Source organism: Flavobacterium turcicum (assembly GCF_011365745.1).
In the GTDB taxonomy this organism is placed as follows: Bacteria; Bacteroidota; Bacteroidia; order Flavobacteriales; family Flavobacteriaceae; genus Flavobacterium; species Flavobacterium turcicum.
Map to the genome: position 1 here is coordinate 197168 of NZ_JAAOBY010000004.1, position 11826 is coordinate 208993.

Here is an 11826-nt window from a genome sequence, read left to right on the forward strand (position 1 = left end):
TTTTTTTAGTTTTTAGTTCTGCAAAAATAAGAATTAATTAGCATTAGAATGGATAATTTATTCCAAAATTTAAAACTGAGTTGGCAAAGTTGTATTCATTGAACCATCTTTTGCTGCTTTCATTCGCTGGATTATAGGTTTTGAATCCCAAATCAAATCGGATTACAAAGAAACTCAAATCGTATCGCAAGCCAAAGCCGGTACCTAATGCGATATCTTTTAAATCACTAAAGCTTGTAAAAGTTGATTTTTCATCTGTGACATTATCCAGTACGTTCCATATATTTCCCGCATCTGCAAATAATGCGCCTTTTAGACTACCTAAAACTTTAAAACGGTATTCTCCGCTTATTGCAATTTTCATGTTGGCTTCATTAAAATCATCTAATGCGCCACTGCTGCCAGGTCCCAAAGCGTAAGGTTGCCAAGCCCGGTTATCATTTGATCCACCCGAAAAGTAACTTCGTGAGAACGGGATATAATCGGAGTTTCCAAACGGTATGGCAATTCCAAAAAATGATCGAAATGCGAAAATTTTCTCCTTAGTTAAGTCCCAATGTTTGATAAAATCGAATTCAGTTTTAACGTACTCTGAATATTCTAAATTAAAAATCTCATAATTACCGGTAGCATTCTTACGTTGCCCTGATGCTGATGCAAAAGCTGATAATAGTGTGCCTGCCGATTCTAGCTTGGTTTTAAAAAGATAGAAATTGTTGTCAGTTAAATCTTTTTTAGTTGTTTTAGAGAACGTAAAATTGGTTGCCAAAATAAAGTCATTTTCCGTTAGTCGCAAACGGCGTTCTTCAATACTGCGCACAGCCTCAAGATCAGTTTGTTCAAGCGGGCGCAAAAAAGTAGCATTTCCAGTCAATACATCATTTGTAAAGCCTTTTGTACCGCGTTCTACCAATAAATTTTGATCTATGGGATTATTGTAATAGGTCGTGTTGGTGTTGTACTTTTTGCTTATTGCGTTTAAAGCATTGTACGATGATCCATAAACATTAAAATAGTTTTGAGGATTTAAGTTTCGGACATATTGCGTATTGATCAAGTCAAATCGTGCGGTGTAGTTTCGTTTAGGAGTCCAATTATAAGTTAGTCCTGTTGTGAAATTTTCTTTATCCAAACCAATATTTTGTTGTTTGGCAAAACCTAGTGTGATTAACGTAGAAGGAATCATGCTTTTAGGAATGATTTTTTCGGTTTTAAAAGGCATGAAAATACGTGGGATGTTAAGTTTTAAATCGACACCATATTCAGACACGTTGAAGAAATTATTTCTGGGATTGGCCAAATCGCGCGACGATCCGATGTTTCCTCGTGCTGCAATTTCGAAAGTTTCTGCTCCATTAAAGATGTTTCTAATCGTTTCAGAGATACTCAAACCAATACCAAAGTCTTGAATGTTAGAATGAGTAAGGTCTAAGGTAGTACCAAAACTATATTTTTTTCGAGGAGTGAGATATACTTTTGCTATTAATGATTGTGCCGTACTGTCGCGTGGGTCAAGTTCATATTGAATAGAGGGATAGTTGAAAATTTTTAAGTTATTCAAATATCTTGTGGTTAGGACTGTTTTATAATCCGCATAGAGCCCGCCTTTATTGATGAAAATGGCATTGGTAATGGCTTTGGGTTTGTATTTTAATTTGTCTTGACTGTATAAATTGAAATTATTAAAAGTTGTACTGTCTTTAAATATTTGTTTGTTGCTATTCGCTTTATAATCGGTGTAAATATTTACATCGCTTATGGTATACAATTTAAAAGGTTCTGTTTTGGTAGAGTCTCCGTCTTGATACGAATAATTATTAATCAATAAGTTAATGTTTGCTTTATTGACTTTCTTGATCGTGTCTACTGCAAAAGTGACATAATTTGGCTGAAAATAATAAGCACCATTGTTGCGGAAATTAGTAGTTATTCGATTTTTTTCATTTTCAAAATCTTCTGTTGCATATTGGTTCCCGGATTTGATAAAACTATTGTTGACTGTTAGATTGTAAAGTGAATCAAGTTTAGGAGTCGAAATGGTTTTGCTTAAAGTGTCAAGATAATATCCTTTTCCGGTGTCAATTTGATAGGCAAGACGTGCTTTTTTTGATGGTAAAGTATCAATTGAATAACTGGCATTTACATTAAAAAAACCTTTGTTAAAGTAATAATATTTCAATCGAATAAGCGATTTATCGGCTCGTTCTTTGTCTAAAATTACCGGCGGTTCACCAGTTTTTTTTAAAAAATCATGAATGCCATGGTACCAAAAGGATTTTCCCAATCGGTTGACTTGTTTTTCTGATAACCATTTTGATTTACGCTCCAATTTACCTGGATTAGCAGTAAACTTGGCTTGATAAGTGGAGTCAGGGTTTAAGTTGGCTAAATTGTATAAGTTGAGTCGCAATCGGTAGCCCAATAGTGTGCTGTTGGGTTTTTGGTACAGTTGATTGGATACGTTTTCATCACGAACAAGCGAATTGTTCACCATGATTTCGTTTTTGGTCAGCAGTAAATTTCCGTCTGGAACTCTTTTTACGGCGTTACATGCGCAAATTAGTATTGCAATTAGAATAAATGCAGTTATTTTTGTAGAAATTTTTTTCAAGAGTTTCCAATATTTAATTCAAAAGTACATTTTTTTATGGTTAGTAAAAACCAATTAAAGCTTATAACGAGTTTGCAGCAAAAAAAATATAGAATAGCTCACCAATTATTTTTTGCCGAAGGCGTAAAAGGCATTCAAGAACTTCTGGATTCTAACTTTGAATTGGAGCATTTGTATACTACACAAGATGATTTTGAAAAAATTTCTGCTGATAAAAGAACTCAAATTAATAGTGCCGATTTAAAAAAAATGACCGCTCTAGCAACGCCTAACTCTTGTTTGGCGCTGTTTAAAATACCAAAACCAAGACCTATTTTAGATCAAGGTCTTATTGTTGCACTAGATGCAATCAGAGATCCTGGAAATTTGGGTACAATTATCCGCTTGTGTGATTGGTTCGGAATTACCCAACTTATTTGCTCTCCTGAAACGGTGGACAGCTACAATCCAAAGGTGGTGCAAGCTACAATGGGTTCACTAGGCAGGGTGAATTGTAGTTATTTAGACTTGAATGAATTTATTAAAGGAACTGATTTGCCAATTTTTGGTACTTTCATGGATGGTGATTCAATCTATAAAACATCCTTGCCTCAAAGCGGTATTATCGTTATGGGTAACGAGGCTAATGGAATTTCTTCAATTATTGAAAATAGTGTGACGCAACGTTTGGCAATTCCTCGTTTTGGTGACTTGCAAAAAACAGAAAGCCTAAACGTAGCAACTGCAACTGCAATTATTTTAAGCGAATTTAGAAGAAGTTAAGATTCTAAACAGAAAAGTTTAGGTTTTAAATTACCTTAGTGGAAACTAAAGTTGATTAAAACAGCTCTAGATTTTAAAGAATCAATATTTCCTGTCCAGGGACTACTGGGGTCGTTGTCACGGATGAGTTCATCGCCGATGCCAAATACGCCGCGAATCGAAGGAGAGAAAATAAAATACTCCGAAAAAATATCGATACCAAATCCAAGCTCATAATTAGTTGTCCAAGATTTTACCCGAAAACGCTGCTGGAAATTGTCATCAGCTAGTTTGGCATTACTTGACAAATTTAAAGTAGCAGATAATCCTCCTAATGCATAAGGTCTCACATTACCTGTACGTAGCGATGAGAATTTTAGTAACAGAGGAAAATGAATATAGGTGCTATTCACTTCACGCAACGCATCGCTTGGTGAGTCAAAAGCACTATTTGGCGGATAATATAAATCTCTTTTGGTATAATACAACCCCGGCTCAAAGCGCAAGTTGATGTACTCCTGTAATCGAAGATCACCAATAATACCAACATTAAACCCAGTTGATTTTTTTACGAGAATATCTTGCGTCAGGCTCTTGTAATCAATTTTAAAATCGAAATTATTAAACCCCAAATAAAACCCGTAGTAGATTTTTTTTTGTTGAAAATTTTCAAGGTTGACTATAGGATCCTTCCCAAAAATACCTTGAGATTTCTGACTATAGCTCAGTGAACCGATACCAATAAAAAACAGAATAGCAAATACTTTTTTCATATTACTTTTTAGAAGCAGAATAAATGGTAGCTACACCAAAAGTTTGTGGCATGGCTTTAACATCTATAAACCCTGTTTTTCGTAAAATATTGTTCAAAGCTTCGCCATAAGGAAATGCCGCTGCCGATTCAGAGAGATAACCGTATGCTGCATTGTCTTTAGAAAACAGTTTACCTACTAACGGCAAAATGTTTTTACTATAAAATTGATAGCCTTGTTTGTAAGGTGTTTTGTCTGGAACTGAAGTTTCTAATATTACAAAAACGCCATTTGGTTTTAAAACACGTAAAATTTCAGCCAAACCTTTTTCTAGATTTTCAAAATTACGAACGCCAAATGCTACAGTTATAGCATCAAAATAATTGTCCTCAAAAGGCATTTTCTCAGAGTCTCCTAATACCATCTCTATGGTGTTAGATAGTTTTTTTTCAGCGATTTTTTTTACGCCTACCTCAAGCATACCGGCTGAGATATCAAGACCAATGATTTTTTTTGCACTTGTTTGCGCCATCAATATTGCAAGATCGCCTGTGCCAGTAGCAATGTCTAAAATAATTTCAGGATTGGATTGCGCTACCAATTGCAACACCTTTTTGCGCCATTTAATATCGATTCCAAATGAAATAACGCGGTTTAAATTATCGTAATTTCCAGAAATGGTATCGAACATTTGAGCTACTTGCTCTTTCTTGCCTAAAGCAGAGTCTTTATAGGGAGTGATCTTTTGTGACATGTTTTTAATTTGTACAAAGATATGATAAACCAGCAGATTTACAGTGCGCTTTACTTATTTGAAATGGTTTTTATTTATGAAATGTTAGTTTTTTTAACTAAAAACGTGCAGTGAAAATTTTTTGAAATATCACTAAAAGTGGGTATTGTTTCTCTTGTATATTATGTACAAATTTGTATTTCAAGAAAGAATCTATATTAAATGATTACAAAAGAGTGGGTGGGCCAAATCAAATGGATAATTATTGCGTTTCTTATTTCATTTGTTCTTGTTAGTGGTTTTGAGCATGCGACTCTAAAAAACAGTTTGCATGTACAAACGCAACATACGTTCTTAGGATTAAATTTGTTTTTGGAAATTTTAATTTTTTTTGTCTTTAGTGCCTTCGTGGTATTTGGTATTAAGGGCTTCTTTGAGATGTATTCTCGAAGATCTTCAAACATGATACTTACCATTTCTGGTGGTTTGTTAGTGCTTGTAATTTTTATTTTATGTTATCAAATACTCTTTCAAGAGTAGCTCACCTCTCTTTCTTAAAAAAAAACATCCTCATTGGGATGTTTTTTTTTTACTCTATTCTTTCGTAGCTCTCAAAACTATAATCATATTGGTGTTTTTCATCCTTGCTGTGATGTTCACTGTTCTTAAGTTTCCATTGTTTTGGGTCTATCTCAGGGAAATAGGCATCCGCTTCAAAGGTGTGATGTACTTTAGTTAAGTCCAGTTTATCGGCAATTGGCAATGCCAAATTATAAATTTCGCCACCACCAATAATAAACACATCTTCATTAATAGGACATACGCATAGCGCTTCTTCAAGGCTTGACACTACAATGCAATCGGTTGCTTTATAATCTTTTTGGCGAGTAATAATTACATGTGTTCTATTGGGAAGTGGTTTAGGAAAACTTTCAAATGTTTTTCTTCCCATAATGATGTGGTGTCCCGTAGTGATGGCTTTAAAACGTTTAAAATCATGGGGTAAGTGCCATAATAAATCATTGTTTTTACCTAGTGCATTGTTTTCGGCAACAGCCGCTATCATTATAATCATGTCAGGTGTGGGCTTATTTTAATTCGTCGTTAGCTACTTTCGTCTCGAGTTCCTTTATTTTTTTTTGCTGTAAGGCAACTAGACGTTCAATTTGGTCTCGTTCCCAATTTTTATTCATGAAACGATCAGTTATAAACACTTTAATAAAATGCAAAATGAATAAAAATAGCCATAGCGTTATTACATAGAGGTACGAATTTTGAATTAGCGGATTTTCAGATAATAGGCTGGTTATAAACAAGAGTAAACTCCCTAAAACAAAAACTACAAAATGAAAATAGAGACGTTTTTTTTGTTTAATTCGGCGTCTTGCATATTCGTATTGTTCGTGTATTTCTTTTTCCATTGCGCTACTTTTAGATTATAAAGGTAAAATTTATTTTGCAAAGTCACTATTCTTGACTCAGGATTCTTGGTAATGAAAACGATTTCTGATTTTGATTTAAAAATTTAAAGCAATTAAAATTACATAATTAATTATAAAGTGGGAGTGTTTTGTTTAAGTTGCTAAATCGATGTCTTGCTGTGGTTTGCTCGTTTTGTTTTGCTTACTTTGTGATAGTAATTTATAAATGAAATAGTTATGGCCATTAAAAAACAATTTGTAAAAACAAAACCGGTTTGTAAAGTAACATTTTCAGTAGCTGCGAAGGAGGCTGAACAAGTTGCAGTTGTAGGAGACTTTAATAATTGGGATGTAGAAGAAGGTACAATGAATAAGTTAAAAAACGGAACCTTCAAAACGGTACTCGATTTGAATAAAGATGCTGTATACGAGTTTAAATATATAATCGACGGAGAATATATTAATGAACCGGAAGCAGATTCTTTTAGATGGAATGCTTTTGCAGGAAATGAAAATGGTGTTTTAGTAGTTTAATCTAAAACACCATTTTTTATTTGGTTAAACCGCCACGCTTCCTTTAATGGTTGGGTGCGGGTCATAACCCTCTAAAGTAAAATCGTCGTAACTGAAATCAAAAATATTTTTGATGGCAGGGTTTAGAATCATTTTTGGTAGCGGTCTCGGCTCGCGAGACAACTGTAATTCGAGTTGTTCGAAATGATTGTTGTAAATATGTGCATCGCCAAAAGTATGAATGAATTCTCCCGGTGCTAAGTCGCAAACTTGAGCAATCATCATTGTTAGTAAGGCGTAAGATGCAATGTTAAACGGCACTCCTAAGAAAATATCGGCACTACGCTGGTACAGTTGACAGGATAATTTGCCATCGGCAACATAAAACTGAAAAAAGGCATGGCAAGGAGGCAATGCAGCTTTGTTATTGGCTACATTTTCTTCAAAAGATGTTTTGGTATCTGGTAAAACTGATGGGTTCCAAGCGGATACCAACATTCTACGGCTATTTGGATTTGTTTTTAACTCCTGAATTAGATCAGCAATTTGGTCAATTTCTTCACTATTCCAATTGCGCCATTGGTGTCCGTAAACAGGACCAAGATCTCCGTTGCTATCTGCCCAAGCGTCCCATATTTTAACACCATGTTCTTGTAGGTATTTGATATTGGTGTCGCCTTTTAAAAACCACAATAATTCATGAATAATTGATTTTAGGTGCAGTTTTTTGGTAGTCACCATTGGGAATCCTTCGTTCAAATCAAATCGCATTTGGTAACCAAAAACACTTTTGGTTCCTGTTCCTGTTCGATCTCCTTTTTGACAACCGTTTTCCAATACGTGTCGCACTAGGTCTGTATATTGTTTCATTGGTGAGTGCTCTGAATGTAATTATTTTTTATAAATTTTACCGTCTTTCATAACAAAGACTACTTTTTCTAGAGTTTTTATATTCGTTAGCGGACTTTCATCAACTGCAATGATATCGGCTAGAAATGATTCTTTAATTTGACCAAGTTCGGTATCCATGCCCAACAATAATGAGTTGGTAATTGTAGCCGATTGGATCGAAGCTAGCGCTGGCATTCCAGCGTCAACCATGTATCCAAATTCTTTGGCATTGTTGCCATGTGCAAAAACACCGGCATCGGTTCCGAAGGCAATTTTTACGCCTTTTTTATACGCTTTGGCAAATGTAGTTTTTAGTTGCGGTCCTACTTCTTTTGCTTTTGGGACTACTACTTCAGGATAATAACCGCTAATTTCAGCATTTTTTTCTACTTCTCTTCCAGCGCTGAGAGTTGGAACTAGGTAACTGTCGTATTTTTTCATGAGCTCCATAGTCTCTTCACTCATGAAAGTGCCGTGTTCAATGGTTTTAATGCCGCCCAAAATAGCGCGTTGCATTCCTTCGTCACCATGAGCATGAGCTGCGGTTAGCATCCCGTAATCTTTAGCGGTTGCCGTGATGGCTTTTACTTCTTCTAAAGTGAATTGTGGGTTTTTACCATTTTTCGCTACGCTCAATACGCCTCCTGTTGCAGTAATTTTAATTACATCCGCACCTTCTTTGTAACGTTCACGTACAGCTTTTACTGCTTCTTCAGGTGAGTTGATTACACCCTCGTGTGGACCAGGATCACCAACTAGTTTGCGGTTGCTACCATTTGTAGGGTCGGCGTGGCCACCAGTGGTTGCTATGGCTTTTCCTGCTGTGAAAATACGAGGACCTTTTACCACTCCTTTGTTAATTGCGTTTCGAACAGAGATATTTACCCCTGTTCCGCCTAAGTCACGAACAGTAGTGAAGCCTGCCAATAGCGTAACTTCGGCACAGCGAACGGCTTCAAAAGCTACGTCGGCTTCGTTTTCTAGATATTTGGATAGGTAACTTTTGGTGTCGTGCTCTCCTTCAATATGAACGTGTAGGTCGATTAATCCTGGTAAGATGTATTTGTTTCTTAAGTCAACTTCAATATCAGTAGATTTTGCTTTGGGTTGAAAGCCATCTTGAATTTTGACTATCTTATTTTTGGATACGACAATAGTTTGGTTGCTCGATTCTTTTCCAGTTTGAGTGTTCAGGATTTTACCGCAATGCAGGTAGTAATCTTGTGCAAATGCTGATGCACTCAAAAGCAGCGTAGCAATATAAAAGTGTAATTTGATTTTCATGGTTTAATGATTTGGTTCATGCTTAAAACCAAAGATATAAAAAAATGAAGAACCTAAACTTACTAATCGGTATAGGTGTCTTCATTTAAGGTATTTTAAAACGTTGGTAAATTTAACGTTTGGATATTTCGTCTCTTATTTTGGCTGCTTTTTCATAATTTTCATCAGAAACTGCTTGCTCTAAAAGTTCATTCAGTTCTTGAATACTGTGTTTTGAGTACGTTTCGCCTGCAGTATTACTTTCTTCAGTATGTCCAAATGTTTCAGGGTTCGATAATACTTCGTCTAAATCCTGCGGGTCTTTAGTCCCGTCATTTGGATTCGTTTTTAAGTGGATACCTGCTTTATCTAAAATGTTTTTGTACGTAAAAATAGGTGCTTTGAATCGGAGAGCCAATGCGATTGCATCCGAAGTACGCGCATCAATAATTTCTTCAATTTTATCTCTTTCGCAAATGATACTCGAGTAAAAAACACCGTCAACCAATTTATGAATGATTACTTGTTTTACCACTATATCAAATCGCTCTGCAAAATTTTTAAACAAATCGTGTGTCAAAGGGCGCGGTGGTTTGATCTCTTTTTCTAAAGCAATGGCGATAGATTGGGCTTCGAAAGCACCGATAACAATAGGTAATTTTCGTTCTCCATCAACCTCATTTAAGATCAATGCGTACGCTCCGTTTTGGGTTTGGCTGTATGAAATTCCTTTAATCGATAATTTAACTAAACTCATATTTGTGGGTCTGGAAAAGTACGAGTACTTCTTTTTAATAAATTTCCGAGTTCATTTCTGTAAAAACAAAAATGCTACTCAAAAGCAAAGATACAAATATCTTGTTTTAAGTAGCATTAAAATGAATGTATGATTGTGGAATCTTTTTAATTCTGCGCTTTGAAAGCTTTGAATTTTTCAATCAATTGTGGTACAATTTCAAAAGCATCACCTACGATTCCGTAGTCTGCCACTTTAAAGAAAGGAGCTTCTGGATCGCTATTGATTACTACTTTTACTTTTGAAGAGTTGATTCCTGCAATGTGCTGAATAGCTCCTGAAATCCCGATAGCAATGTATAAATTGGTTGCAACTGGTTTTCCTGTTTGTCCTACGTGTTCACCGTGAGGTCTCCATCCTAAGTCAGAAACTGGTTTAGAACAAGCAGTTGCTGCTCCTAGAGTTGTAGCTAATTCTTCTACCATGCCCCAGTTTTCTGGACCTTTTAATCCTCTACCAGCTGAAACTACGATATCAGCATCGGCAATTGAAACTTTTCCAGATGCTTTTTCTACTGATTCTACTTTTACACCAAAGTCGTTATCTCCTATTGTAGGATTGAAGTCTTCTTGAGTTAAAGCAACAGCTGATTCGTAAATTCCGTATGAGTTTTTAGCTAAGCCAATCACTTTTACATCTGTACTGATTTCTGTTATGTTGAATGCTTTGTTTGAAAAAGCAGTTCTCTTTACTTGAAATGGAGCTGTTGATATTGGTAAACCAACCACGTTTGAAGCATAACCTGCCTCCAATGCAACTGCTACTAATGATGATAAGTAAATACTATCTGTTGTAGATGATAAAAGTACCAATTTTGCATTTTCTTGTGCAGCAGCTTGTTTGATTACATCAGCATAAGCTTTAGCAGTAAATCCTGCAAGTTTGTCATTGGTTACTTTTAATACTTTATCTACTCCGTATTGCGCTAATTCTGATACATCACCAGCATTGATAGTAACAGCAGTTACGGTTGTACCAAGAGACTCAGCTACTTTTTTTGCGTATGAAGCAAGCTCAAAAGCTACTTTTTTAAATTTTCCTTCTGCGTATTCCGCGTATATTAATATTGACATATTATTTTTGTTTAAAGTTTAAAGTTTGAAGTTTAAAGTTGAGCAACTGTAAACTGTGACTGTAAACTGATTACTAGATTACTTTTGCTTCGTTGTGTAATAAATTGATTAACTCATCTAAATTATCTGCAGCTACTAATTTTACTGCTGATTTTGGAGCTGGTTTTTCAAATTTAACAGCTGTAGTGTTTACGTTAGCGTCAACTGGCTCAAGGATAGTTAAAGCTTTAGTACGAGCTGTCATAATTCCTCTCATGTTTGGAATACGAAGGTCTTTTTCTTCAACCAAACCTTTTTGTCCACCAATAATTAATGGTAGGCTAGTAGCTACTGTTTCTTTACCTCCGTCAATTTCACGAACAGCTTTTACACCTGTTCCTTCAACTGTAAGGCTAACGCAAGAGTTCAAGAAGTTGTATCCTAAAATTCCAGCGATCATTCCTGGCACCATTCCGCCGTTGTAATCTAATGATTCTTTTCCGGCAATTACTAGATCGTAAGCGCCGTTTTTAATTACTTCGGCTAATTGTTTTGCTACAAAAAATCCGTCAGTAGGAGTAGCGTTTACACGAATTGCTTCGTTTGCTCCTATTGCAAGTGCTTTACGTAGAGTAGGCTCAGTATCTGGACCACCTACGTTTACCACAGTTACATTAGCTCCTTGTTGTTCTTGAAACCAAATAGCACGTGTTAAACCAAATTCGTCATTTGGGTTAATTACATATTGAACACCGTTTGTGTCAAACTCTGAATCGCCATTGACAAAGTTAATTTTTGATGTAGTATCAGGCACGTGACTGATGCAAACTAATATTTTCATAAGTATGTATTTAAGTATTCTTAATTTCTTTTACAAATTTAAAATATAAATTCGAATAATATACTATGCGTGCATAATATTTTTTCAAATTTACATCGATTTCGTAGCCCGGATAGTAGCGGCATCCTTCCTGTGCTGCCTTTAGGCACAGGAAGATACAGCGGATAGCCGGAAAAAGCTCCTAGAAATTACCCCGTAGATCTTGAATTAAT

Annotated in this window: 12 protein-coding genes; 2 read left to right on the forward strand and 10 right to left on the reverse strand. The window is 35.6% G+C overall.

The window, feature by feature from the left end; all coding sequences use genetic code 11:
- Window positions 1-43 precede the first annotated feature (43 nt).
- The gene (gene tamL / locus G9Q29_RS09100) at window positions 44-2611 is read right to left on the reverse strand and encodes a translocation and assembly module lipoprotein TamL (protein ID WP_166136007.1); all 2568 of its coding nucleotides are present in this window, start codon (window positions 2609-2611) and stop codon (window positions 44-46) included.
- A 36-nt stretch (window positions 2612-2647) separates the two neighbouring features.
- Between tamL and G9Q29_RS09105 the strand changes: the two genes are divergently transcribed.
- Window positions 2648-3373 (forward strand): TrmH family RNA methyltransferase, encoded by a 726-nt coding sequence (locus G9Q29_RS09105; protein ID WP_166136011.1) that lies wholly within the window; start codon window positions 2648-2650, stop codon window positions 3371-3373.
- Between the two features lie 35 nt (window positions 3374-3408).
- Here the strand turns inward: G9Q29_RS09105 and porT are convergent, their stop codons facing one another.
- From porT to G9Q29_RS09125, 4 genes are all read right to left on the reverse strand, one after another.
- On the reverse strand, window positions 3409-4125 hold the full coding sequence (porT, locus tag G9Q29_RS09110; protein WP_166136014.1) for a type IX secretion/gliding motility protein PorT/SprT: 717 nt from the start codon (window positions 4123-4125) through the stop codon (window positions 3409-3411).
- Window position 4126: 1 nt separating this feature from the next.
- A complete protein-coding gene (gene ubiE / locus G9Q29_RS09115; protein ID WP_166136017.1) occupies window positions 4127-4858 on the reverse strand; it encodes a bifunctional demethylmenaquinone methyltransferase/2-methoxy-6-polyprenyl-1,4-benzoquinol methylase UbiE in 732 nt (243 codons plus the stop codon).
- Between the two features lie 568 nt (window positions 4859-5426).
- Complete coding sequence (locus G9Q29_RS09120; protein ID WP_166136020.1) at window positions 5427-5912, reverse strand: dihydrofolate reductase; 486 nt, start codon at window positions 5910-5912, stop codon at window positions 5427-5429.
- A gap of 13 nt (window positions 5913-5925) precedes the next feature.
- Window positions 5926-6258: a 2TM domain-containing protein gene (locus G9Q29_RS09125; RefSeq protein ID WP_166136023.1), complete on the reverse strand. Its 333-nt coding sequence runs from the start codon at window positions 6256-6258 to the stop codon at window positions 5926-5928.
- A 237-nt stretch (window positions 6259-6495) separates the two neighbouring features.
- Here G9Q29_RS09125 and G9Q29_RS09130 point away from each other — a divergent pair, with 237 nt between their 5' ends.
- A complete protein-coding gene (locus G9Q29_RS09130; protein WP_166136026.1) occupies window positions 6496-6792 on the forward strand; it encodes an isoamylase early set domain-containing protein in 297 nt (98 codons plus the stop codon).
- A 24-nt stretch (window positions 6793-6816) separates the two neighbouring features.
- On the opposite strand, the gene G9Q29_RS09135 is transcribed toward G9Q29_RS09130, so the two are convergent.
- The 5 genes from G9Q29_RS09135 to G9Q29_RS09155 all read right to left on the reverse strand — a co-directional run bounded on the left by G9Q29_RS09135 (window position 6817) and on the right by G9Q29_RS09155 (window position 11614).
- Entirely contained in the window at window positions 6817-7641 is an 825-nt protein-coding gene (locus G9Q29_RS09135) for a thymidylate synthase (protein WP_166136029.1), read from the reverse strand.
- Between the two features lie 21 nt (window positions 7642-7662).
- On the reverse strand, window positions 7663-8946 hold the full coding sequence (locus G9Q29_RS09140) for a metal-dependent hydrolase family protein (protein WP_166136032.1): 1284 nt from the start codon (window positions 8944-8946) through the stop codon (window positions 7663-7665).
- Window positions 8947-9058: 112 nt separating this feature from the next.
- Window positions 9059-9682, reverse strand: a complete 624-nt coding sequence (locus G9Q29_RS09145; RefSeq protein ID WP_166136035.1) for a bifunctional nuclease family protein — start codon at window positions 9680-9682, stop codon at window positions 9059-9061.
- Between the two features lie 146 nt (window positions 9683-9828).
- Entirely contained in the window at window positions 9829-10794 is a 966-nt protein-coding gene (locus tag G9Q29_RS09150; protein WP_166136038.1) for an electron transfer flavoprotein subunit alpha/FixB family protein, read from the reverse strand.
- Window positions 10795-10867: 73 nt separating this feature from the next.
- Entirely contained in the window at window positions 10868-11614 is a 747-nt protein-coding gene (locus G9Q29_RS09155) for an electron transfer flavoprotein subunit beta/FixA family protein (RefSeq protein ID WP_166136041.1), read from the reverse strand.
- Window positions 11615-11826: the final 212 nt, after the last annotated feature.